Below are 24,524 nucleotides of genomic sequence, written 5' to 3' on the forward strand. Positions count from 1 at the left end.
GTGGAAGCGCAGTAATGTGTGAAGCTAACTTGTACTAATTGGCTGATTGTCTTGACCATATAATCTGAGTTACTTCAGGTTATTGAAGAAATGCTACAAATAATGTAACTTGTGTTACCTCGACTCTTTACCAGGCCTTAGGCTCAGACGGTTACGAGAAACCGTACAGCCAAAGGATAACAGTTTTCCTGGCGACAATAGCGGTTTGGAACCACCTGATCCCATCTCGAACTCAGAAGTGAAACGAACATGCGCCGATGATAGTGTGAGGCTTCCTCATGCGAAAGTAGGTCATCGCCAGGGTTTTATTCCAGAAAAGCGGCTAATAGCCGCTTTTTTTTTGCCTGAAATCCATGATATGGAACTGATTGTGCGCAGAAACCGTAGCCCGTATTAGCGAAGCGTAATACGGGAAATAACGTTTGGCACTATGCCACATCTTTCCTGTATTACGCTTCGCTAATACAGGCTACGGGACCCACCACATCTGATAAGGGGGTAGCCCGGTTGCAAGCAGACCGGGCTACGGTATTGGTTAAATATCTGACAAATATTTATCTTTCAAGCGGACATAATGCGCTGCGGAGTATTCCAGATGCTCTAATTCTTTAATCGACAATTTTCTTACGGCTCGAGCGGGATTGCCTAAATACAAATAGCCGCTTTCCAATATTTTCCCTGGTGCCACTACACTGCCGGCCGCAATCATGACATGTTTTTTTATATGTACTGCATCTAAAATAAGTGCCCCCATACCAATCAGGCAAAAATCATCAACAGTGCAGCCATGCAATACTGCCTTGTGACCAACAGTAATACCCTGCCCCAGGATCAAAGGTTTGCCGCCAGGAGTATAAGGTCCGTCGTGGGTGACATGAAGGACAGCTCCATCCTGAATACTGCACTCCTTACCTATTGTAATAAAATTCACATCGCCACGAATAACCGCCATAGGCCATACAGATACGTCATCACCCAAGGTAACATCACCTATTACAGTTGATTGCGGATCTATATAGACACGTTGTCCACTAACGGGATATTTACCCTGAAACTTACGAATAGAATGAGTCATAAAATTACACCATAGTTACAAATTCTTCAGCACTGGTCGGATGAATTGCTACTGTATTATCAAAATCCTTTTTACTAGCGCCCATCTTGACAGCAACTCCAAACCCTTGCAGCATTTCATCGGCCCCATAGCCAATAACATGTAAACCAATAATTTTCTCTTTTTTCCCCAATGTTACCAGTTTCATTGCTGTTGGTGTTTTCTCAACGCTTAAGGCATCGTACATTGGATTAAAACGGGTTTGATAGATTTTAATTCTTTTCTTTCCATACTTTTTAATAGCTTCAGGTTCGGTTAAGCCTACAGAACCAGATGGAGGATGACTAAACACTACGGAACATATGTTTTCATAGTCTAAACAGGCTTCAGGTTGATTACCAAACAGCCTGTCAGCAAGCCGCCTGCCGGCTGCAATAGCTACAGGTGTGAGCGCTGGAGCATCAGTTACGTCTCCAATAGCGTAAATACCCTTTACAGAAGTATTCTGAAAGGCATCTACTTGAATGAGTCCTTTGTCATCCATTTTAACTTTGATTTTATCCAGATTTAAATTACTGGTTCTTGGCTTTCGGCCGACGGCAGTAATAATAACATCTATATCCTTGATTATTGATCCGCTACAGCATTCAATGCTTTTCCTGCCATCACTATGCAAGTTGATTGCTTGAGCTCTATGATTAGGGTGAATATATATGCCTTGCTGTTGCATGATTTCTTTTAAAGTATCACCTATCATTGGATCAAAACGGCTCAGCGGATTCTCGCCCCTCATTAGTAAATGGGTTTCACTGCCCAGACAGTTAAAGATTCCTGCCAATTCCACCCCGATATAACCGCTGCCTATAATCGCAACTTTTGCTGGCTGTTTGGTGAGGGCAAAAAATCCATCAGAATCAATGGTATGCTGAATGCCTGGAATCATTGGTAACGAAGGCTCTCCTCCTGTTGCAATAATGATGTGTTCCGCTTGATAGAGTGTATGATCTATGCTGATTGAATGCTTGTCATGAAATACACCAGTTCCTTGTATTCGCGCAATTTTATATTGCTCAAAACGTGCGACATAATTTTCTCTAAGTCGCTCTATATAAGCATTGCGCTGATTAACCAATTTGTGCCAATCCAGTATTACTGGTTCTGGAGAAAATCCGTAATCATTGGCTTTATGGAATGTATCCGCTATTACTGATGCATTAAACATTATCTTTTTGGGGACGCAGCCTAAATTAACGCAAGTACCCCCCAGATGGCTTTTCTCTATTACTGCGACTTTAGCCCCATGTTTTGCAGCGCGAACAGCGCTTGCAATACCACCACTGCCACCGCCTAATACTATCAAATCAAATTGTTGTTTTTTCATAGGAATTTGCCAGAAAATTAAATTATACTAGCAGGTGCTTTCAGCCCTACCAACCCATTTTGCCCTTATATAAAAGTCATCCTGAAACGCTAAGCTGTACTTGCGCAAACAGTAAAATGATACCACTATTAATATATAGTTTATCCATAAGAATAATTATTTATGGTTTTAAGACGGATATTAATTTTTGTGCTGATTCCGCTTATTGCTGCGTGCAGTAGTGATGAGCCGCATCAGCAATTTGCCGGATATGTTGAAGGTGAAAATATTTATCTGGCATCTCCATTTTATGGGGTATTAGAAAAATTGGCAGTACACAGAGGTCAACAGGTTAAAAAGGGGGAACTCTTATTTAATCTGGATAATAATCCGCAAATTATTAATTTAGGACAGGTGCAAGCAGAATTGGAGCAAGCGAAGAGTACTCTGGCTGACTTGAAAAAGCCACGTCGAACACCTGAAATAAAAGCAATCCAGGCGCAAATAGATCAGACCAATGCCCAGATCAAGCTTGCTGATATTCGTGTGAGCAGATACCAAAAACTCTACAGTAAACAAGCTACTGACAAAGACAGCCTCGATGCCGCTTTGGCAACCTTGCAGCAACAGCAAGATCTTAAATTACAATACGAATCCAATTTGGCTTTGGCTCAATTAGGTAGTCGTGACGATCAGATTATCGCGCAGCAAAAACATATAGATGCTCTGACTGCCAGATATAATGAGGCTAAATGGACACTGGCTCAAAAGACACTCTATGCGCCTGCAAGTGGCGTTATTTTCGATACCTATTATCGGGAGGGAGAATTCGTTGCTGCGCAGCAGTCTGTATTATCAATCCTGACCCCGGAGAATATTCGTATCGAATTTTTTGTTCCCCTGGAGTATTTGGCTAAAATCAAAGTAGGACAAAAAATCAGTTTTGATTGCGATGGCTGTGCAGAGAATAATTCAGCGGTTATTAGTTATGTCTCACCTGATGCGGAATATTTGCCCCCGCTGGTTTATAGCCGTGATAATGATTCTAAACTCGTTTTTCGGATAAAGGCACATATTGATAACCCCTTGGCATTTAAACCCGGCCAACCTGTTATGGTTAATTTATAATGAGTATTAACGATCGGGAGATAATTATTGATGTAAAAGGATTACGCAAGTCTTTCGATCAAAAGACCGTTGTGAATGATGTCGATTTGATGGTGAAAAAAGGCGAGGTTTTTGGCTTTCTTGGTCCTAATGGAAGCGGTAAAACCACCACCATTCGGATGATCTGTGGATTACTCAAACCTGATGGTGGTACAGGAACCTGTTTAGGCTTTGATATTTTAACCCAGTCGGAACAAATCAAAGCTAATGTTGGTTATATGACGCAAAAATTCAGTTTGTATACTGAACTGTCCATTGAGGAAAATCTTGATTTCATTGCGCGGGTTTATGGGGTGAAAGATCGCAAGAAAAGGGTGATCGAGTCGTTGGAAAATCTGGGGCTTACCGACAGGAAAAAGCAGTTAACCGGAGAATTGTCTGGTGGCTGGAAACAACGAGTCGCTTTGGCTGCCTGTTTAATTCATGATCCGGCTTTGCTGCTTTTAGATGAACCTACAGCGGGAGTTGATCCTATAGCTCGAAGAGAGTTTTGGGATCAGATTCATTTTTTTAGTGAACAAGGTATCACTACACTGGTGTCTACGCACTATATGGATGAAGCAGAACGCTGTACACGAATAGCTTATCTGGCTTATGGTGATTTACTCATTACAGGTACTGTGGATGAGGTGATCAAGGAAACTCAGTTGAAAACCTGGGAAATCAGTGGAGAAGTTACTACTGGCTTACTTCAGGATGCTAAAAAAATTCCAGGAGTGGTGCAAGCTGCCTTGTTTGGCAGTTTAATTCATGTCTGTGGATATGAGGTTGAGATGATACAACAGGGGCTCGAACAGTTAAGCAGTCGCTTTTCGATTAAATGGAAGCCTATACCCTCCACCCTTGAAGATGCATTTATCAGTTTGGTAAATCAGGCACCGGAGACACTCTTTGATTAGTCAAAGTTTCAACCGCATGATGGCGGTCATGATCAAGGAATTTTTGCAGATGATGCGCGACCAGGCCACTATGGGCATGATAGTGGGTATTCCATTAATTCAATTATTACTTTTTGGTTATGCAATTAATACTAATCCGCGATACCTCCCTACCGCAATTGTTAATTCGGATAATACGGATATGAGCCGAAGAATTTTAGCCAGTATGGAAAATTCAACCTATTTTCGCTTTATCAGCCCGAAGACCGATGAAAAGGAAGCCAGACGGTTACTAAAAATGGGAAAGATACAATTTGTTGTAAGTTTTCCCCCCGATTTTACAAGGAATATGATTAAGGGGTTACATCCTCCTCTATTACTTGAGGCAGATGCAACTGACCCGGCCGCAACCAGCAGAGCGGTTTCAGTATTTTCTGATTTAGCCTATCTGTCCTTAAATGAAGATTTGCAGGGCTCACTTAATTCCCTGAAACCCAAATCACCACCCTATCAGCCGCAAGTTCATGCAATATATAACCCCTTGGCCATTACTGCATATAATATTGTACCCGCATTATTAGGCGTTGTTTTGACCATGACGCTGGTGGTGGTAACTGCTTTGGTCATCACTCGGGAACATGAGAAGGGTACAATGGAAACCTTGCTTGCGACTCCTCTAAGGCCTTTAGAAGTGATGATGGGAAAACTGTTACCCTTCGTTGTAGTTGGTTATATTCAGGTCGTGTTGATTTTATTAATGGCCAAATTTCTGTTTTCTGTACCCATTGCGGGTAGTTTGCCTTTATTATTGCTGTTTACTCTTCCGTTTATCGTTGCCAATTTAACCGTTGGTCTTACTTTTTCGACTTTAGCAACGAATCAATTGCAGGCGGCTCAAAGCTCCATGTTTTTCTTTTTACCTTCTATTTTGCTTTCCGGATTTATGTTTCCGTTTCGCGGAATGCCTGAGTGGGCACAATGGTTAGGTGATTTATTACCTTTATCCCACTACTTGATTATAGTTCGTGGCATTTTACTCAAGGGAAATGGTTTTTTTGAGGTTTGGCAAGAGGTAATTCCGATTATTCTCTTTACTCTGGTTGTTTTATTTATAGGATTTAAACGATATAGAAAAACCCTGGATTGAGTAAATGGCGGCTCTTCATAAAGCCTGTACATTTATTTCATTATCTCTTCGCACAGATTTGCTGCAAATTTGAATATTATATTGTATGATACGCAATTATTTTTAATCCATTCAAATTTACGAGAGTGCTATGAGTGCTATAACTGATTTAAACCTTTACAGAAACATTGGAATTTTCGCCCACGTAGATGCCGGAAAGACCACCACTACCGAGCGTATTCTAAAACTTACCGGTAGAATTCACAGAATGGGTGAAGTTCACGAAGGTGAATCAACAACCGACTTCATGGAACAAGAGGCTGAGCGCGGAATTACCATTCAGTCAGCAGCAGTCAGCTGTTTCTGGAAAGGTACTCGTTTCAACGTTATCGATACCCCAGGACACGTTGATTTCACGGTTGAAGTATATCGTTCACTCAAAGTACTGGATGGTGGTATTGGTGTATTCTGCGGTTCTGGTGGTGTTGAGCCTCAGTCTGAAACGAACTGGCGTTATGCGAATAATTCTAAAGTATCTCGTTTGATTTTCGTAAACAAACTGGATCGTATTGGTGCAAACTTCCTGAAAGTAACGGATCAAATTAAGAAAGTACTGGGTGCGCATCCGTTAATTATGACGTTGCCTATTGGTATTGAAGATCAGTTCACTGGTGTTGTTGATTTATTAACCCGTAAAGCCTATGTTTGGGATGAGTCTGGGCAGCCTGAAAACTACACCGTTACTGACGTACCAGCGGATATGGTTGACGATGTTGAAACGTATCGTGCTCAACTGATTGAAACCGCGCTGGAAATGGATGATGAATTATTGATGGCCTACCTCGATGGAGAAGAGCCTTCAATTGAAGACGTTAAACGTTGTATCCGTAAAGGTACACTCGAATTGGCCTTCTTCCCGACTTATTGCGGTTCAGCCTTTAAAAACAAAGGGATGCAATTATTACTTGATGCGGTTGTTGATTACTTGCCAGCTCCTCACGAAGTGAACCCACAACCTTTGACTAATGCTGAAGGTGAGCCCAATGGTCAGTTTGCTATTGTTTCTCCTGACGAGCCATTCCGTGCTCTGGCGTTTAAGATTATGGATGACCGTTTTGGTGCCCTGACTTTCGTACGTATTTACTCCGGAAGACTGAACAAAGGCGATACCATTCTTAACTCCTTCACTGGTAAAACAGAACGCGTAGGCCGTATGGTTGAGATGCAGGCTAACGAGCGTAATGAGTTACAAAGCGCTGAAGCAGGTGACATTATTGCGATTGTAGGTATGAAGAACGTTCGTACCGGACACACACTCTGCAGTCCTGATCATGAGTGTACACTTGAAGCGATGGTTTTCCCTGAGCCAGTAATTTCTATTGCGGTTTCTCCGAAAGATAAAGGTTCAACTGAGAAAATGGGTATTGCTATTGGTAAGATGGTAGCTGAAGATCCAACGTTCCGGGTTGAAACAGATGAAGATTCAGGCGAAACCATTTTACGTGGTATGGGTGAATTACATCTTGATATTAAAGTAGATATTCTGAAACGTACTTATGATGTTGAATTAATCGTAGGCCAACCACAGGTTGCTTACCGCGAAACCATTACTAAAACGATTCAGGACAGCTATACCCACAAGAAGCAGTCAGGTGGTGCGGGGCAATACGGTAAAATTGATTACACGATTGAGCCAGGTGAGCCAAACACCGGATTTACATTCGTGACTTCTGTTGTGGGCGGTAACGTTCCCAAGGAATTCTTCCCTGCAATTGAGAAGGGCTTCCGTTCCATGATGGATACCGGTACTTTAGCTGGTTTCCCTGTATTGGATGTTGCTGTGAATCTGACTGATGGTGCTTATCACCCTGTTGACTCTTCAGCGATTGCATTTGAAATTGCTGCGAAAGGTGCTTTCCGTCAATCCATACCTAAGGCTTCACCACAATTACTTGAGCCAGTTATGAAGGTAGACGTTTACAGTACTGAAGAAGATGTGGGTAACGTAATTGGGGACTTGAACCGACGCCGTGGCATGATCTCTGGTCAGGAGCCAAGTGCTGCTGGTGTTCGTATCAAGGCTGACGTTCCACTTTCAGAAATGTTTGGTTACATCAGTACCTTACGTACCCTGACTTCTGGACGTGGTCAATTCTCAATGGAATTCTCTCACTATGCTCCTTGCCCAACCAGCGTAGCTGAAGCAGTAATTGCCAAAGAAAAAGAAAAGAAAGCCGCAGCTGACAAGAAATAATGTTAGCTTTATTCCAGACCTGCTTCCATTTCCATGGATACAGGTTTGGGATTTCTGATTTTATCCTGTGATCTGGAGTTCTAATGAAAAAAATAATAATAAAATCGTTACTCTTATCCGTTATTGCCACGAACAGTGCTATGGCTATGAACAATGGCTTCTATGCAGGCCTTGGTTTAGGTGTCGCAGACGTTCTTTCCGATTTAACCTTTACTGATGTAGATGCATTCGGTACTGACGTATCATCTATTGAATTGGGGAGCACCGGTCCATTAGGTTCATTGGTTTTAGGTTATAATTTCCTTTTTGGCGAGCAATTTATGCTGGGTTTGCAACTGGACGGCCAGATTACCGGAGTCAAAAATGAAATTACTTCATATGATACCGATATGTTTGGTACTAGTTCCAACACCATTACCCAGAAATACAAACATGGTTTTGGTGTGAGTGTTCGTCCTGGTGCATCATTTAACGATACCACCAATGGATTCCTGATTTTAGGTTATCGCAATGCCAAGATGGATTATACTTTAACTGAAATTGATTCTAACTCTCCTCCTTTAAACCTTTCAGCCAGCCAAAACACGCATGGTTTTGAATATGGACTGGGTAGTGAAGTGTGTTTGAATGACCAATTGGGTTTGCGTCTGGAAGTAAGCCAGACTCAATACCAATCTAAAGATCTGGTAAATATAACTGGTTCTGGTCATCTGAGTGCAAAAATGAAAAGCAACCAAGCTTCACTAAGCCTGATTTGGTATCCTAACTATTTATAAAATGTTTTACGCCTTTGTGCGAAGGATCTCTACTCAACGTGATATGGTGCTCATGTTGGGAGGTCCTTCGCGCAAAAAGACGCGCTCAGGACGACGTAAGTCGGGGTGAGGGGTGATGAAATACCCCGTTTATTTTAAATCCTTGCCATTAATTCCTGACGTGTTTTCTCATCGACAAAAGCGGCTTCTATAGCCATTCTGGTAATGTCATTCATTGTTTCGTCACTGTATTGGTAAGATTCCTGTACCCTTTGATATTCCTGAGCCAGGTTGGTGCTCATGAAGGGAGGATCATCGGAGCTGATACTCACTTTAATACCTGCCTCATAAAGTTTGGGAAATGGGTGACTGTTCATGTCCTTAAACAAGCCTAAAAAAATATTACTGGTTGGGCATACCTCCAGAGCAATCCCTCTTTCTTTAACCATTGTCATAGTTTCCGGCGAATGGATGACATTAACTCCATGTCCAATTCGTTTTATGGGCAGATTTTCCATGGCTTCGACCATTCCTCTGGCAGAATCAAATTCACCAGCATGTACAGTACATTCTAAACCAGCATCCGCAGCAATCTGGTATGCCCTGGTAAACAGTTTTGGAGAAAACTTCGCTTCATCGCCACCTAATCCAAATCCAGTGACACAGGGAAATGCATCCATGCCAGAACGTCGTGCAACACGCTCACAGGCTTCTACGCCAAAATGACGCACTGCGGTGCTGATAATACGCCCTACAATATTGTACTTGTCTTTTGCATCATCAATTGCCTGCTGTATCGCTGCCAGATGTTCTTTAGAGGGAATGCCACTTGATTGCTCGGCGTGATCAGGTGAATACATCATCTCTATGTAAATGGCATCGTTTAACGCATTATTCTTTAAGTAATCAAAAGTAATATCATAATAATCTTGTGGCACTTTGATTACAGCGGCCAAAGTGTCATATACCTTGAGAAAATCAAGAAAGTCCTTCGATAAATAGCTTTGGCCATCTGGTGCGACTAAGCCTTGTGGCAAGGTTAATTTATTCCTTTGTGCCAGTTTTGCTGCTAATTCCGGAGAAATAGAGCCTTCCAGATGGACATGTAATTCTGCTTTTTTTAAACTCATGGCATGCTTTCCCTTTCTTTATAAAGACGGACAATGGTAACTTAGATAAAAAAACGATAAAATACTTATCTTAAAGTTATTTTGGAATAGTGATGAGTACTAGCGATATCGATAAAGCCTATGTAAGCCCTTATGATAAATTTTTATTTGAATTTGACGCTACCCATAAGAAATCAGCATCTCAAATCAAAGAAATTGAAAAGCATGAGCGCATTGCCCACATGCGTGATGATAAAGAATATAAAGAGGACAAAGGTGAAATCTGGGAAGAGTTTTAAGCTGCATTTCCCACGTCCCACGGCTTTTCCGCGTGATCCAGAGATCTAAGCTCAGAGTGACATTCCTGGATCCCGCGGACAAGCCGCGGGACGGCGGAACTCCTTAACTTAATGGCAGTGCGTATAGAACTGTTCCCCTTACCATCATTCTTATGATTACCAAAGATAAATCAGATAAACTGGCTGACTGGATGATGAAGCTTCATATAACTGAAGCTGATCTCTTTGAGAAATTTATAGTAGGCAGTGGAAAAGGCGGACAGAAATTACATAAAACCGCTTCCACTGTTTATTTAAAACATATTCCTTCAGGTATTGAAATTAAATGCCAGGAATCCAGAAGCCGTGAAGACAACCGCTACTTCGCAAGGGCACGCCTTTGTGAAAAAATACATGCCTTAATCAGTGATGAAAAGACAAAAGAACAGCAAAAAATTGAAAAAATAAAACGCCAAAAGAAAAGGCGATCAAGGCGGGTGAAACAAAAGATCCTGGATGAAAAATCAAAACACAGTGAAGTAAAGTCGTTACGAAAGAAACCGGCATCTTTTGACTCGTAGTTCGTTTGCTTGCATCTGTCTCTTGATTATCTCTTACGTCTATGCCTTACACCATTCCTAAATCAGGCTCTGTGCCGCAACAAAACTTCCGCTTCCTGACGGTCGCGGCTCGGTTTTCGCGCGTTCGTATTGACTTCATCGTGCACCGGAAACCGAGCCGCGACCGTCAGGAAGCGGAACAGTTATATTGGCAGGGACAGTCTGACCTGAAGTAAGCGTAGCTCGGCTTGCATGCAACCGACTCTTCTACAAATCTCTAAAACTACTGTAAAAAGTCCGCCGTGGATCGGGGAATGGCAAAGATGTGTAGAAGAGACAGTTGCTTGTAACCAGGATAGGGGTTGTGGCACAGATTCGTAGCCCGTATTAGCGATAGCGTAATACGGGAAATATCATGGTTTCTGATTTAGCTTGATCCCGTATTACGCTATCGCTAATACGGGCTACAAAGGGGGATTGTTGAGCTAATCCCAGTTGCAAACAAACGAGCTACCCCAAAAAGGCATGCAATATCTTGTAAGAAAGGATAGTCAGAATTGACGCTGCGGGTAAGGTGAGTACCCAGGACATAAATATGTTGCGGATAACAATCAGGTTCAAGGCACCAATACCTCTTGCCAAGCCTACACCAAGAACAGCTCCCACCAGCGTTTGTGTCGCTGATACGGGAATACCGGTGCTGGTAGCAACAACTACTGTAGTGGCTGCAGCAAGCGTTGCGGCGAACGCACGGCTTGGTGTCAGTGCGGTAATTGCACTGCCCACTGTTTCTATTACCTTGCGGCCGTACATAAGTAAACCGGAAATGACACCAATACAACCAAATAAAATAATCCAGGCAGGATAGTTGTTGGCATCAAATACCTGATTGGCATTCATTACCAGACTGTACACTATAGTGAGTGGTCCCACAGCCAATGCTACATCATTGGAGCCATGAGCAAAGGCCATGGCACAGGCTGTCATTGCCATGAGTACGGCAAAGTATTTTTCCACCTGAATAAAACGTTCACGACGTCTGATTTTAGGATTTTCAGGTATGCGCTTGATAAAGATCATGCCAATGATAGTGATAACAATACTGGTGGCTAAGGTAACCGCTAAATCCTGTTTAAAATTCAAATGAATGTTAAAATGGTTAAGTCCTTTAAAAACGGTAATAAAAGACAAAATAGAACCGATAAGAAACAGGTAAATCGGGATGTAAAGTTTGGCTTTGGCCAAAGGATTACGTTTAACAAAAATAGTTTGTTGGATGCTGATGAATAAAGCATAGGCTGTAATACCAGAAATCATAGGAGAAGTAACCCATCCTATAGCAATGTGGCCAACCTGATTCCAGTGTATGGCATCGGAGCCAAGAACCATGGCACCAAATCCCACCATAGAACCCACCAACGCATTGGTAATGGATACAGGAACTCCTAAATAACTGGCCAGATTCATCCAGATAGTACAGGCAAATAAAACAGCGAGCATCCCTTCGACAAGGATTAACGGTTCATCAGACAATTGACTGGTATTAATGATACCGTCACGCATGGTTTCTGTAACGCCATTACCGCCTAAAAAAGCCCCCGCAAACTCAAACACTATGGCAATAAGCATCGCTTGTCTGACGGTCACTGCTTTTGAACCCATGGTGGTGCTCATGACGTTGGCTAAATCATTAGCCCCCACACCCCAAGTCATTAAAAAACAAAGAATAATTGCTGCAAAAAGATAAATAATTGAATAATCCATAGAAATAACTACCGGGCTATAAGAATTTGAAGTCGTCCGCCCACTGTCTGAGCATGGTCGGCCAAGTCACCGATCCACTGGACCAGCTTGTAAAGGAATATGATGTCTATTGCGGGTAATTCCTTTTCCAGTTCAAAGATCCTGTGCCGTATGTCAGCAAGTTTGTCATCACTATCGTGTTCAATTTCATCAAGTTTGAGGATCATTTCCTCAACAATTTTCACTTCGCTACCTCTGAAGCCGGTTTCCAGCAATTCATCAAGCTCATTAATAGCCTTGCATGCTTGCTTGGAAGCATCCAGACAACGGTGTAAAAAGGGCATAAATGCCGAAACCAATGGTTCAGGAATAGTCATCCGTCTGCTGGTAATTAAGCCTGCGATGTCTTCTGCTTTATTGGCAATTTTATCCTGAGCACTGAGGAGTTCCAGTAAGTCAGTACGGGAGACGGGTAAGAATAATCCCGTTGGCAAGTGCAACCGTAAATCACGCTTGATCAAATCGGCTTCTTTTTCTATAGAAACGATTTTATCTTTAATGGCATCAGCAGTTTGCCAGTCATTTTTTAGTACTGCTTCAAAAAATGGGTATAGCTGTTTGGCGCACTGGTGCGCTTTTCGTATGTGTTGTTCTATAGGCCTTATCGGTGATGGCCCAAACATATTGAATATACTACCCATAGTGTTCATATCCCTGAAGATAGAGTTACGCGATTATACCCAAACTTTCAGAGGAACAAAACTGTTCAGTATGAAATATCTACGGATTTGTCATTTAGATGCTACACTTGAAATCAAAGGATGATGTTTATGCAATTATCAGGGAGCACAGGCGATGAAACTGAGACTATGGTTGATGGGATTACTTCTCGTGACGAGTAACGCTTTTGCCCAGGACATGATAACCAAAGTGATTCAGTTGAATTACGTACCAGCTAGTAAAGTCATTCAGTTAATTCAGCCTATGATGAATTCCGGGGAGAGAATCAGTGGAACAGGACAGACTCTGGTCGTCAATGTAAGCCCTGATACCTTAACAATGATACGGGATGTCTTGCATAAAATAGACGTACCTCCTGTGACCTTTAATATCTCTGTCTTCCAGGGTGATCCCAACTGGTTGAGCAGCCAGAACAATAATGATGTGATTTACAGTACTAATCCTCAATGGCAGGTACAACGCAGCCAGTCAGTGCGAGTGTTAAGTGGAGAATCGGCATTTGTTTCTACCGCGCAACAAATTCCTATAGTCAGTGCTGTAGGTGTAGGATTTTTTACTGGTGTAGATTACCAGCAACACAATATTGAAAATGGAATATTAATATTACCTGTATTACAGGGGTCGCAGGTAAAACTGTCCGTTAAACGGGTTCGTCAACAACAAAATGTGGCTGGTGGACAACAATTTGATAACCAGCAAATTAATACCACCGTGATGGCGCCATTAAATAAATGGGTTTCTTTAGGCAGTGCTGAAGGAGCTCAAAACAATACGTCTTCATCCTCCACTTCGTTTACTGCAGGAAGGCCTTTCTCTCAAAACTCTACTTTGTATATCAAAGTATCTGTAGTCAATGCTGTGCCCTCAGGACAGAGTAAATAATCGGGTTCTTTAAATTGTGGTTTGGGAATTCTGTTTTGTTTTAAATTAGACCATTAAGAAAAAAATATAACCTAATATGGTGTATAATTATAATGAAACAGAGATAATTTTTTTTGGGGGGCATTATGGCAATAATCAATTCATTAGCCAATCATTTGCTGATTGCTATGCCTTCCTTGAATGATCCCAATTTTGAACGAACGGTTATTTATCTTTGCGAACATCATGAGCAAGGTTCAGTGGGGTTAATCATTAACAGACCCATGCAATTTCCTTTATCCATTGTTTTTGAACAATTGCAGATTGAACCTATTCGCGTGGAGCAAAATCGTTTACCTTTAATGTTTGGCGGCCCGGTGCAGCCGGAACGGGGTTTTGTCATTCATAAGCAAATGGGGGGATGGCGTTCCAGTCTGTTTTTACAAGACGAGGTGACGGTGACCACGTCAAATGATATTATCCGGGCTATTGCTGATGATAAAGGACCCAAAGATGTTTTGGTTACTTTAGGTTATGCCGGTTGGACAGAAAATCAATTAGAAAGAGAAGTCATGGATAATGTGTGGTTAGTTTGCCCTTATAAATCAGAAATTCTTTATGAAGTGCCTTTTGAAGAGCGCTGGGAATACGCCGGCTTGACGCTAGGTGTTAAAATGAATGAAATCAGTACAGATACCGGCCATGCCTAGTGGTGTTTTTTTAGGTTTTGATTTTGGTTATAAACGTATTGGTGTGGCAGTAGGTCAGCGATTAACCTGTAGTGCCTCTCCCTTATCTACTATTGATGCCAAATCTGGTGTTCCGGATTGGAATGATGTGCAAAAAATAATGAAACAATGGAGCCCTCAGGCGCTGATTGTCGGCTTGCCTACCTGCATTGATGACACAGAATTATACACTACCGCTGCCGCCCGTCGTTTTGCAAAACAATTACGTAAACGCTTCGAATTGCCCGTTCATCTGGTGGATGAACGTTTGTCAACGGTGGAAGCTAGAGGGTTATTATTCGAACAGGGCGGATATAAAAAAATAAAAAAAACCGAAGTAGATAGCATTGCCGCTTGTGTTATACTTGAGCAATGGCTACAGCATCCTGAGTGAGATTGATGAAGCATTTTCTTGAAATTAGTCAGTTATCCCGGCAGCAACTGGAACATTTATTAGAGCGCGCCTTCCATTTTAAACAAAACAGGCAATACCCTTTATATCCACAACATACAGTAGCCAATTTATTTTATGAGAACAGCACCCGTACTCGCGTCAGCTTTGAACTGGCGGCAAATAATCTGGGAATGCGGGTAGTTAATCTGGATTTGCAAAGCTCATCAGAAAGTAAGGGTGAAGTCATTGAAGATACTCTTCGGACCCTGGCAGCTATGGGAATTAAACATTTTGTCATTCGCCACAAACAAGACGGATTGCAGCAACAGTTGGCAAATCAGTTAGGTGATTTGGTGCATATAGTCAATGCAGGTGACGGCGCGCATGCCCATCCCAGTCAGGCTATGCTGGACATGATGACAATTATAGAGCGCAAACCCAGATTAGATCAGTTGAAAATTGCTGTTTTAGGGAATATCAAACATTCTCGTGTGGCTAATTCCTTTCAATACATGTGCAGTGCTTTAGGGGTGGGTGAATTGGTTTTCATTTGTCCAGAGCTGTGGCAACCTGCCAAAGTACATTTTGGCACGGTAACTGATAATTTGCGTGAAGGTCTGGCTGAAGCAGATGTAGTGATGTGTTTAAGAGTGCAACGTGAGCGTTTACAGGAAACGGATCATCTTGATTTGGACTCGTACAGAAAACATTTTGCATTAACAGAGCAAAGCCTCACTTATGCCCGTCCAGATGCCATAGTCATGCACCCAGGTCCCATGAACCGGGGTGTGGAAATCGATAGTGAGGTTGCTGATGGTGCCCAATCAGTTATTTTGCAGCAGGTAACTAATGGGGTTTATGCGCGTATGGCCATTTTAGAAGTCCTGCAGTAATGAATCTATAGACATGGACTGTGCTGCCGAGGGAGGCTCTCCCTGATCGGTCGCACATGAGGTGACGGTCATCATTTGTTTGTCCGCCTTGCCATTACAGTAAACCATGTAGCCGGTATTATTAATCATAAAGATTTTTATTTTCATTTGTCCCAGTTTGTCTGGGTCTGAAGTACGGATGGTTATGTGGTAGTCCAGCGGATTGGGAATTTCATTCACTTTTTGGTGGATGCATTTCACTGCTTCATCTTCTTTATTCACCGCATTATTATAACAGTTGATTACTTCCGTTATTGCAGCTTTGGGATAACTATCAGCCGCTGCAGCAGTTTGCCAGGGTAGTAATAACAGCAGCAGGGTAATTAATATGGATAATCGCATCATTTTTAGCCTGTAATTTATTCCTTTTGGTTAATTATAGTTCTTTTGTTGGTGAAAGGTAAAAAGATAGCGAATAAATTCATTTGTTTAATGTGAGCCGTTCAACGTCATCCTGAGCGCGTCTTTTTGCGCGAAGGATCCAAATGTTGGCACCATGCCATGTTCAGATTTCGTAGCCCGTATTAGGCGTCAGCCGTAATACGGGATTAGCCTATTGCCACTTCGATCCCGGCTGCAAGCAGACCGGGCTACGTACTGTGCCATTCCGGAGCAACTTCTCCCGGATTTTATTTAGGCGATTGAATCGTCTGTTTGTAGGATAACGCCTGCTGTAAATGTTTTAATCCGACTCTCTCGCTGCTGTTTAAATCAGCTATCGTTCTGGCCACCTTGAGTAAGCGATGGTATCCGCGGGCAGATAGCTTTAATTTATTCATTGCCTCATTGAGAAAGGCCTGTTCTGTACTGCCTAAAGCACAGACTTGATCACATTGTTTGGGGCTCAAATTGGCATTGGTGCAATTTTGCCTGTCTATTTGAATCTGCCGCACTTTAAGTACTTTTTCCCTGATGACCTGGCTGAGTTTTTCCGTGTTAGTATTGGGTTTAATTAACTCTTCCTGTGGTAAGGCCTGAACAATAATGTGCATATCAATACGATCCAGAAAAGGGGCCGAAAGTTTGGTTAAATAGCGATTAATTCGTTCCGGTGTACAGACACAGACTGCCTGGTTATTCCCCCATTGCCCGCAAGGGCAGGGATTCATTGCGGCAATTAATTGGAATTTGGCTGGAAATTCAATCTGGGCAGCTGCTCTTGAAATGCAGATATGCCCTGATTCCAGCGGTTCGCGTAATGTTTCCAGAACTTGCCTGTTAAATTCGGGCAATTCATCAAGAAATAAAACGCCATGATGAGCTAATGATATTTCCCCCGGTTTGGGGGGATTCCCACCACCTACCAGCGACATAGGTGAGGCGGTGTGATGAGGGGCGCGAAAAGGAGGGGATCGCCATTGGGAATAATCCAGCGATTTGCCGCGTATGGACGTAATAGCCGCACATTCCAGAGCCTGAGTTTCAGATAATTCGGGTAATAAGGTATTGAACCGTCTGGCAAGCATGGTTTTGCCGCTTCCCGGTGCGCCACATAACAAAATACTGTGTTCACCGCAGGCGGCAATTTCCATTGCATTTTTTGCATGAAACTGGCCTTTAATATCTGACCAGTCCAAATCATGAGATATGGGGTTAAACTCAGGCTTGGGCGGTAACTGGGGCAAAGGCGTTTCCTGGCAAAGATAGGCGCAAACCTGACGTAAATTGTGGGCAACAAAGACTCCCTGATGCCCTACCAGTGCCGCTTCCTCGGCATTAGCGCTGGCAATAATCAAGGTTTTTTTCTCTTTATGGACGGCCAGTACAGCGGGTATTATGGCTGAAACACCCCTAAGCTCACCGCTTAAGGCCAATTCTCCGATGAATTCATGATCTGATAAATAATCCGGTGGGATTTGTCCCGATGCGGCAAGTATTCCAAGGGCAATGGGCAGGTCAAAACCACTGCCTGATTTGGGTAAATCAGCAGGGCCGAGATTCACCGTGATTCTGCGGCAGGGAAATTCAAACTGGCTGTTGATAATAGCGCTGCGAACGCGATCTTTGCTTTCTTTGACTGCGGTTTCAGCAAGTCCCACCATGGTAAAGCTGGGTAGGCCATTCGATAAATGGACTTCGACAGAAACGGGTTGCGCCAGTATGCCTATAGTGCTCCGTGTTTTGGTAAACGCTAGATTCATTATTATTTTTCCTGTTGTGTTGGACTAAAATTGTCGAGCCTGATTCCCAGGTTCCATTAGAGAGAATCAGGCTTTGGTATCGATGACTTAATCGTTACTTTTATTTTGAGAATGTAACAGGGCATCGACCTGAGCTTGCAGTTGTTCCAGCTTTTCCCGTGTTCGGGCCAATACTTTGCATTGAACATCAAATTCGTCACGGGTAATCAAATCCATGCGGGTGAAGGTTGCCTGTAAAACTTCTTTAAATTTTTGTTGAATGTCTTTTTCAATATTCTGTAGACTGTTGGGAAGAGTAGCAAAAAGGCTTTTTGCCAGCTCATCGAATTGTTTGGGGTCGAACATAGTTACTCCATGTTGTTGGCGCAAGCCTGCAAAAGGCCTAGTCTAGCAAAACTGACAGCGAAGAACTATACCTGCATATTGATGATGGGTGTGAATATTAATTTAAAGTGAGTTATGGATAAGAAGCTTGATTTACTTCGATGCCGTTCGGGCTATCGCGCTTCCTCAGCCCGAACGGCATCGAAGTAACGACCGGATAAAACAAGCTTCTTATCCATAATTCAATTTATTACATAAACAGTGGAATTATTATGAAAATGCTTACTGCGATTATTAAGCCATTTAAGCTGGATGATGTTCATGAAGCCTTAATGGAAATAGGTGTTCCAGGGATAACCATTTCCGAAACACGTGGGTTTGGACGGCAAAAAGGGCATACTGAACTGTACAGAGGGGCTGAATACGTTGTTGATTTTCTCCCTAAAATTAAAATTGAACTGGCCTTGGCTGATGATATGGTTGAAAGTGCCATAGAAGCCATATGTAAATCAGCTTATACTGGAAAAATTGGCGATGGCAAAATTTTTGTTTATGACTTGCAGCAAGTAGTGCGGATACGCACAGGTGAATTAGGAAACGATGCTTTATAACAAAGAGCATCGTTTGTTACAGGTTTCATGGATGGATAATAAGGATAGAATACATAATGCAACTCTTTAAAAAAATAGCAGTTGTTGCCTCGTTTTTTTCTGTAATAAGCCACCCCTTTGCCGCCTCTTTCGATCACCTGATTGGTGTTGATTATCAACCGAATCATTTCTCCGCAGATGCCAATACCTTAAATTTTCATGATGTTTTTTATGTGGGGCACGATTCGTCAGGTAAGGCGATAACTAATGTGTATGCCGAGTTAGCTCAATTGAAACAGGCTGGATTCACTACGGTTCGCTCTTATCAGACGACCGTCTATTCCTGGGTTGATATTATTAATCAGGCTCATGCTTTAGGAATGAAGGTAGTTTATGAGGCAGTGATTCCGCAACAGCCTGATGATAGCAATTATCCCGGGTGTCCTGTTGGCGGGGCACAAAATTATATTCCCTGTGCGCAGGCAACTTTAAATTCAGTCATCAATACAGTGACTCCGGCAGTCTTTGACAGCACGGTCATTCTTGTTTTTGCAGGCCATGAAAATTATTGTAATATGGGAAATAACATTCCTCCATGTAATGGATCATCCAACGTTACTTATCTGACTAATGCTGTGACTTCTTTGCAAACAACCTTGCAGGGAGCATCGTTGACAACGCCGGTTAGTTCGGCATTGATCAGTGGTAATTTAGTGACTCCGGATGGAGCAATTTCCGCAGATATGCAGACCCTTATCAATTCCTATTCTGCAGATGCCCCATTGGCTTTTGATCCATACCCCTTTCAATGGGGTGTTTCCCCTGCTAATCAAGCGGTGTGGACTCCACCATTAGCCACAACGCAGCAACTACCGAACTCACTAGCATGGGATTATCTGCAAGTTGTTGGATCTGACAATCCCTCAGCCACCCCAACTACTTCTAAAAAGGATTTTTACCCTGCAGGCCGAGTATTAATGGCGGCAGAAACAGGTTGGGCAACTACTGGTTCAACCGCTGAGTATGCCTGCAATTCTCCAGGACCTTGTGCACCCTCTGTTGCTAATGCTGTGGCTTATTATCAAACACTTTATCAGCAAAACACCAGTAACTTTGTCACTACATCTGGATATAGCATCGGCGTGCTTGCCTTTGAGGCTTATGATGAGCCAAGTAAGGGAGTGAGTTCGGCAGAAGGGCATTATGGACTTTTTGATTCGAACTGCAATCAAAAAGCTGCCGGAATGGTGCCAACAAACACCATGGTTTCTGAACCAGGATGTCAGGGCTTTTCTTCAGGAACGTTGTTAACCATAGTGGGATTTGCCCATCCCTATACCTTGATTATCTCGCAAAAAAATCCGGTTACAGGTAAAGATGCGTCCATTACCATGAGCAGTAATGGTACCCAGGGCACCGTTCCCGGAGCTCCCTGGCCTGAATATCTGGTCTTTCCTGGAGCAAGCATTACCATAAGGGGTAATCCTTCATGTACCAGTAAGGTAGACGCAATTAAAAATCAAAAAATTACTTTTTCTGGAAAGTGTAATTGTCCAAGTGATGGATTAAATAATTGCTATTTTTGAGTTCAAATGAGTTGCAGAAAATAATTGCAATGGAGTCTTTATATGGATGGTATTAAATTATTACTGGTTGCTGGAATACTGGGCTTATCTGCTTTGGCTCATGCTGGTGAAGGGGGAACCGTTTCTTCCCTCGCAATGAATCCAGGCGGATATTACTTTGGGCTTGGGGGCAGTTACAATCAGGCACGTGTCAAAAGCAGCACTTGGTCGGTACTTGATGCTGCCAGTGGCATGCCGCCCACAGGTGTATTTTCAGGTGCTGGCAATGATAATTATGGTTCAGCATCAGTAGTTTCCCCTCAAATTCAAGCCGGCTATTTCCAAAATTTCAGTGGCAGTAATTGGTTGTGGGGTATTGAGTTGCTTTATCAATATTCCAAAGCAGGTGCCAAATCAAGGGACAGTACGGTTAATTTAATCAATTTGCCTGTAAATACTACTGATGCAATTGGTATGGACATACAAACCAAAGTAAACAGTGCTTTTGTCTTGCCGGCCTTTATTGGACATTCTTTTGTCAATAGCTTTATTTACTTAGGGGCAGGGCCTTCTTTGGTACGAATACATGATACTGTTTATGCCAGTTCTGATGGCTTTTCCGGATATTACATAGGCACTTTAAATCGCTTTTCTGATACGCATTGGCGATGGGGTGGGGCGGCTCAAGTGGGCATGGCTTATTCTTTAAACCCATCCTGGTTCTTGAAGCTGGATTATACCTATACTGCTATTGGCCGGTATGAGAGGAATAATTTTATTGCATTTTCTCCGGAAATTAACGGGGGCTTAAATGCGGGTACGGTACGTTTTAACACCCGCCAACGCCTTGCCACACAAGATGTTGCGCTGACCATTAATAAGTTATTTGCTGTGTGATGGGAGCGGTATCTCCCCACGAAATTTCCCCTTGAGCCTGTATTGTGACTCGCTAATCAAGAGTACAAAAGAGCATCATGCCAAGAAAACCGAGCCGCGACCGTAAGGAAGCGGAACAGTTCGATGCACTCCATTGCTGATTATTCATTAGGTGTACATCCAAAAGTTCCGCTCCCTCACGGTCGCGGCTCGGTTTTCTTTAGGTAATGAGAGCATAAGCAAACAGAAAATGTAGTGCTGATAAATAAATCATTTTCGTGGGGATACTTCAATTCAGGACGATGTGTATCCGGGAATGGTTAGTCGTTGCGGGTTTAAGCGTTTCAAGAATTTCGCTTCAATTCCGCCAGTAAATCGCTTTTTGTGTAATCACTGCATCAAGTGGAATATCCCAGGGTTGGGGTTCTATATAATCCACGCGCTGAAATTGATAGGCTACACCAAACAGCGCTACATTAGTTCTGTTTTGTAAGGTTCTGTCGTAGTAACCGGCTCCCATACCCATTCTGGTGCAGCGAAAATCAAAAGCAACCAGGGGCATGATAATCAAATCCAGTTCTTCAATAGGTAAAGCCAAATCAAAACTCACATCAGGCTCGAGAATGCCGTATCGATTCTTTTTAAAAGGAGTCTTGGGTGTTGCGGGTAAAAAAGAAAGGGTTGCATCATCATTTAACGCGGGAAAATAGCAAAATTTGCCATGTAAGGGTGCTGAATTCCATAAATTGCTTAAATCTACCTCACCATTGATAGCAAAATACAGTGCTATGCGCTTTGCATGTCGATATTGATCCAGTGTGCGAATCCGATTACAAATCTGATTGGATGAGGTCGTTCGATAAGGAACGGTAACTTTCGCGCGCACTTGTTTTATCGAGTTTCTTAAAGCAGTTTTAAATTGGTCAGGCATATAGATTCAGCTGTTTATTTTCTCTTTTGATTATTGGTTGTTTCATGAAAAAGTTCAAGTATTTATACAAAGAGATAATAACTTGGTAATTTCGATTGTGAGATTTGCGCTATTAAAATTTTTAAANAAAAAAAACTAGGNAAAAAAAAAAAAATAAGGTATATAGCCGTGCTGGAATAAAAGTGATTTAACGAGTTGGTGTTAACTCTCTGAGAGAAATGGTATGAGTGACTTGTTTGAAGAAGATGAAGAAGAAGTAATTGAAGTTTTAGATGATTTTGAAGACGTAGAAGTCGATGAGGAAATTGTCGAAGTACCTGGTGTTGGTCTTGATGCCCGAAGACGTCTGGAAAACATGCTGGAAGAAAAGCGTTTACGCGATGAACTGGATGATTTTGTAGATTATTAAACTTGAGAGATTAATGCATACAAGGGTGTTAACAGAAAAAGGCGATATCGTTCCCGCATTTGGAATTGATGATCGCATTTTTTTAGGAGAAGGATTGTTTGAAACTCTCAAGGTAGAGAGTTCCAAGCCTTGTTTCTCTTATTTGCATTGGCAAAGATTAGCTGGCTCCGCTCGTAAACTGGGAATTTCTTTCGATTTATCCTTTGATGATTGGCATGAGCATCTGGTGTCGCAAATTAAACGGGATAATTTGTACCATGGCGGAATTAAAGCCATTTTAAGTGGCGGGGTGGCACCCAGAGGTCTGGCTGAGCGAGGTCACGTAAGTCAACTGATATTTCAAACCTTTAATTATTCTGTGCATAAACATCCTGTCCGTTTGATAGGTACCAGTTGGTTAAGAGACGGTGCTAATCCCATTTATCAGTTGAAAACGGTTAATTATCTGGAAGCAATACTGGCGCGACGACATGCCCTGGAGAAGGGAGCTGATGATGCTTTATTTTTTAATGTACAAGGTCATGTTACAGAGACAACTTGTGCTAACCTGTTTCTGATTAAAAATAATGAAGTGTTCACTCCTCGCCTGGAGGATGGAGTTTTGCCTGGTATTATCAGGGCAAGACTGTTGTTGCTCTGTGAACAACATCAGATTATTTGTCGTGAGAGCAGCATCACAACTGCATTGCTTAAAGAGGCGGATGCATTATTTATTACTAATTCATTGCAAGGCATAAGAGCCGTTCTTTCTCTCGATGACATTATTTTTGAAGTAAACCATCCTTTGTTACCTCAATTAAACGAATTACTTTCTTTTGAGTAATGTGACCACTCCAAGAAACAATATCGCTAGCACGCAGAGCACTATTCCCCCGTTTCGATACAAATGGCCGGGTTCTGATAAAGCGCCCAAGCCTGCATAGCCGCAATAAGTATAAATAATTTCAGCAGGAATAAGAAAAACAAAGGTAGTGACAAGATAAAGACGAAATTTTATCCCGGTTATTCCCATGCCGTAGTTGACGAGATTAAAGGGAATAATAGGAAACAGGCGTAAAAAGGCAACAAACATCCATCCCCGTTGATCGACACCAGCAATTAATTTATCAAGGCGCTCTCCCTTTTTACTGGAAAACCAGTCATAAATCAGATGTCTTGTAATAAGAAACGAGACGGCTGCCCCAAAAGTTGCGCCAATCAAATTGAGTACTGTACCCAGTAAGGGGCCAAAAATAGCACCTCCTGCCAGGGTCAATACCATGGTGGGCAAGAGCATCAGGGTAGCCATGCAATAGATAATTAAAAAAAGTGCAGGTGCAAGCCAGCCCAGATCATCAATCCAGTGGATGATCTCCAGAGAGTGTTTTTGAAAGGCAATGGCGCAGATAATGAACACAGCCAAAGCCAGTATAAAGCAGAGTATTTTAATGAGATAGTTTACTTTGTAAGTCATGTCTCCACTTTATTACAGGTATGCTCCAGTCGCAAGTAAAGTATTGATAATTCGTCTACGTCGTCCTGAAAACGGCACGGTGCCAATATTTGGAGATCAACTATGTTTCAGAACATATTTTCAATGATTTAAATTTGCCTAATTTGACACATTTAACTTCGTTCCTGCATCTCTCACTCTGGCATTAGCAATAACAATGATTTTCCGCATTAAAGCAGTTAATGCCACCATTTTTTTCTTTCCAGCGGAAATAAGCTGATTAAAAAATGTTTTCAATGACGAGTTAGAGCGTCTG

Annotated in this window: 26 protein-coding genes and 1 rRNA gene; 17 read left to right on the plus strand and 10 right to left on the minus strand. The window is 42.3% G+C overall.

Annotated features, from left to right (window positions below; all coding sequences use genetic code 11):
* Nucleotides 1-187 precede the first annotated feature (187 nt).
* Nucleotides 188-303 (plus strand): 5S ribosomal RNA (gene rrf / locus B094_RS0110065).
* Between the two features lie 232 nt (nt 304-535).
* Here rrf and B094_RS0110070 read toward each other — a convergent pair.
* Both B094_RS0110070 and gorA read right to left on the minus strand, forming a co-directional pair.
* Nucleotides 536-1,075, minus strand: coding sequence for a gamma carbonic anhydrase family protein (locus B094_RS0110070; RefSeq protein ID WP_018577685.1), 540 nt, complete (start codon nt 1,073-1,075; stop codon nt 536-538).
* A 4-nt stretch (nt 1,076-1,079) separates the two neighbouring features.
* Nucleotides 1,080-2,435 carry a glutathione-disulfide reductase gene (gorA, locus tag B094_RS0110075; RefSeq protein ID WP_018577686.1) on the minus strand — a complete coding sequence of 452 codons (1,356 nt, stop codon included), beginning with the start codon at nt 2,433-2,435 and terminating at the stop codon, nt 1,080-1,082.
* Between the two features lie 162 nt (nt 2,436-2,597).
* Between gorA and B094_RS0110080 the strand changes: the two genes are divergently transcribed.
* The 5 genes from B094_RS0110080 to B094_RS0110100 all read left to right on the plus strand — a co-directional run bounded on the left by B094_RS0110080 (nt 2,598) and on the right by B094_RS0110100 (nt 8,615).
* Complete coding sequence (locus tag B094_RS0110080; protein WP_018577687.1) at nt 2,598-3,542, plus strand: HlyD family secretion protein; 945 nt, start codon at nt 2,598-2,600, stop codon at nt 3,540-3,542.
* The gene (locus B094_RS0110085; protein WP_018577688.1) at nt 3,542-4,480 is read left to right on the plus strand and encodes an ABC transporter ATP-binding protein; all 939 of its coding nucleotides are present in this window, start codon (nt 3,542-3,544) and stop codon (nt 4,478-4,480) included. Before B094_RS0110080 ends, B094_RS0110085 begins: the two co-directional genes overlap by 1 nt.
* A 28-nt stretch (nt 4,481-4,508) precedes the next feature.
* Complete coding sequence (locus B094_RS0110090; protein ID WP_282705094.1) at nt 4,509-5,606, plus strand: ABC transporter permease; 1,098 nt, start codon at nt 4,509-4,511, stop codon at nt 5,604-5,606.
* Between the two features lie 130 nt (nt 5,607-5,736).
* Nucleotides 5,737-7,839, plus strand: a complete 2,103-nt coding sequence (fusA, locus tag B094_RS0110095; RefSeq protein ID WP_018577690.1) for an elongation factor G — start codon at nt 5,737-5,739, stop codon at nt 7,837-7,839.
* Nucleotides 7,840-7,922: 83 nt separating this feature from the next.
* Complete coding sequence (locus B094_RS0110100; RefSeq protein ID WP_018577691.1) at nt 7,923-8,615, plus strand: outer membrane protein; 693 nt, start codon at nt 7,923-7,925, stop codon at nt 8,613-8,615.
* A gap of 134 nt (nt 8,616-8,749) precedes the next feature.
* Here the strand turns inward: B094_RS0110100 and B094_RS0110105 are convergent, their stop codons facing one another.
* A complete protein-coding gene (locus B094_RS0110105; RefSeq protein WP_018577692.1) occupies nt 8,750-9,724 on the minus strand; it encodes an adenosine deaminase in 975 nt (324 codons plus the stop codon).
* Nucleotides 9,725-9,816: 92 nt separating this feature from the next.
* Between B094_RS0110105 and B094_RS0110110 the strand changes: the two genes are divergently transcribed.
* Nucleotides 9,817-10,002: a CBU_0585 family protein gene (locus B094_RS0110110; RefSeq protein WP_018577693.1), complete on the plus strand. Its 186-nt coding sequence runs from the start codon at nt 9,817-9,819 to the stop codon at nt 10,000-10,002.
* Nucleotides 10,003-10,154: 152 nt separating this feature from the next.
* Nucleotides 10,155-10,562 (plus strand): peptide chain release factor family protein, encoded by a 408-nt coding sequence (locus B094_RS0110115; protein WP_018577694.1) that lies wholly within the window; start codon nt 10,155-10,157, stop codon nt 10,560-10,562.
* 489 nt (nt 10,563-11,051) lie between these two features.
* On the opposite strand, the gene B094_RS0110120 is transcribed toward B094_RS0110115, so the two are convergent.
* Nucleotides 11,052-12,305, minus strand: a complete 1,254-nt coding sequence (locus B094_RS0110120; protein WP_018577695.1) for an inorganic phosphate transporter — start codon at nt 12,303-12,305, stop codon at nt 11,052-11,054.
* Between the two features lie 8 nt (nt 12,306-12,313).
* Nucleotides 12,314-12,985, minus strand: a complete 672-nt coding sequence (locus B094_RS0110125) for a TIGR00153 family protein (RefSeq protein ID WP_018577696.1) — start codon at nt 12,983-12,985, stop codon at nt 12,314-12,316.
* A 154-nt stretch (nt 12,986-13,139) separates the two neighbouring features.
* Between B094_RS0110125 and B094_RS0110130 the strand changes: the two genes are divergently transcribed.
* From B094_RS0110130 to B094_RS0110145, 4 genes are all read left to right on the plus strand, one after another.
* Nucleotides 13,140-13,907 carry a secretin N-terminal domain-containing protein gene (locus B094_RS0110130; RefSeq protein ID WP_018577697.1) on the plus strand — a complete coding sequence of 256 codons (768 nt, stop codon included), beginning with the start codon at nt 13,140-13,142 and terminating at the stop codon, nt 13,905-13,907.
* A gap of 125 nt (nt 13,908-14,032) precedes the next feature.
* Complete coding sequence (locus B094_RS0110135) at nt 14,033-14,596, plus strand: YqgE/AlgH family protein (protein WP_018577698.1); 564 nt, start codon at nt 14,033-14,035, stop codon at nt 14,594-14,596.
* Entirely contained in the window at nt 14,589-15,008 is a 420-nt protein-coding gene (gene ruvX, locus B094_RS0110140; protein WP_018577699.1) for a Holliday junction resolvase RuvX, read from the plus strand. Before B094_RS0110135 ends, ruvX begins: the two co-directional genes overlap by 8 nt.
* 5 nt (nt 15,009-15,013) lie before the next feature.
* Entirely contained in the window at nt 15,014-15,901 is an 888-nt protein-coding gene (locus tag B094_RS0110145; protein WP_018577700.1) for an aspartate carbamoyltransferase catalytic subunit, read from the plus strand.
* Here the strand turns inward: B094_RS0110145 and B094_RS16515 are convergent.
* From B094_RS16515 to ubiK, 3 genes are all read right to left on the minus strand, one after another.
* Nucleotides 15,884-16,285, minus strand: coding sequence for a hypothetical protein (locus B094_RS16515; protein ID WP_018577701.1), 402 nt, complete (start codon nt 16,283-16,285; stop codon nt 15,884-15,886). The two genes, B094_RS0110145 and B094_RS16515, sit on opposite strands and share 18 nt — an antisense overlap.
* Before the next feature lie 284 nt (nt 16,286-16,569).
* The gene (locus B094_RS0110155) at nt 16,570-18,081 is read right to left on the minus strand and encodes a YifB family Mg chelatase-like AAA ATPase (protein WP_018577702.1); all 1,512 of its coding nucleotides are present in this window, start codon (nt 18,079-18,081) and stop codon (nt 16,570-16,572) included.
* Between the two features lie 87 nt (nt 18,082-18,168).
* Nucleotides 18,169-18,426 carry a ubiquinone biosynthesis accessory factor UbiK gene (gene ubiK / locus B094_RS0110160; protein ID WP_018577703.1) on the minus strand — a complete coding sequence of 86 codons (258 nt, stop codon included), beginning with the start codon at nt 18,424-18,426 and terminating at the stop codon, nt 18,169-18,171.
* 251 nt (nt 18,427-18,677) lie between these two features.
* On the opposite strand from ubiK, the gene B094_RS0110165 reads away from it, so the two are divergent.
* The 3 genes from B094_RS0110165 to B094_RS0110175 are packed head-to-tail and all read left to right on the plus strand — an operon-like array spanning nt 18,678 to nt 21,457.
* Entirely contained in the window at nt 18,678-19,016 is a 339-nt protein-coding gene (locus tag B094_RS0110165) for a P-II family nitrogen regulator (protein ID WP_018577704.1), read from the plus strand.
* 56 nt (nt 19,017-19,072) lie between these two features.
* Nucleotides 19,073-20,581, plus strand: a complete 1,509-nt coding sequence (locus B094_RS16020; RefSeq protein ID WP_018577705.1) for a glycosyl hydrolase family 17 protein — start codon at nt 19,073-19,075, stop codon at nt 20,579-20,581.
* 42 nt (nt 20,582-20,623) lie between these two features.
* The gene (locus B094_RS0110175) at nt 20,624-21,457 is read left to right on the plus strand and encodes an outer membrane protein (RefSeq protein WP_018577706.1); all 834 of its coding nucleotides are present in this window, start codon (nt 20,624-20,626) and stop codon (nt 21,455-21,457) included.
* A gap of 337 nt (nt 21,458-21,794) precedes the next feature.
* Here B094_RS0110175 and B094_RS0110180 read toward each other — a convergent pair whose 3' ends face one another.
* Entirely contained in the window at nt 21,795-22,367 is a 573-nt protein-coding gene (locus B094_RS0110180) for a 5-formyltetrahydrofolate cyclo-ligase (RefSeq protein ID WP_018577707.1), read from the minus strand.
* 223 nt (nt 22,368-22,590) lie between these two features.
* Here B094_RS0110180 and B094_RS0110185 point away from each other — a divergent pair, with 223 nt between their 5' ends.
* Together B094_RS0110185 and B094_RS0110190 are read left to right on the plus strand one after the other, a co-directional pair.
* Nucleotides 22,591-22,776 (plus strand): PA3496 family putative envelope integrity protein, encoded by a 186-nt coding sequence (locus B094_RS0110185; RefSeq protein WP_018577708.1) that lies wholly within the window; start codon nt 22,591-22,593, stop codon nt 22,774-22,776.
* 13 nt (nt 22,777-22,789) lie between these two features.
* Complete coding sequence (locus B094_RS0110190; protein WP_018577709.1) at nt 22,790-23,599, plus strand: aminotransferase class IV; 810 nt, start codon at nt 22,790-22,792, stop codon at nt 23,597-23,599.
* On the opposite strand, the gene B094_RS0110195 is transcribed toward B094_RS0110190, so the two are convergent.
* Nucleotides 23,582-24,229, minus strand: a complete 648-nt coding sequence (locus B094_RS0110195; protein ID WP_018577710.1) for a TVP38/TMEM64 family protein — start codon at nt 24,227-24,229, stop codon at nt 23,582-23,584. The two genes, B094_RS0110190 and B094_RS0110195, sit on opposite strands and share 18 nt — an antisense overlap.
* Between the last annotated feature and the right edge of the window lie 295 nt (nt 24,230-24,524).

The sequence above is a fragment of the Legionella shakespearei DSM 23087 genome (genome assembly GCF_000373765.1).
GTDB classification, from domain to species: domain Bacteria; phylum Pseudomonadota; class Gammaproteobacteria; order Legionellales; family Legionellaceae; genus Legionella; species Legionella shakespearei.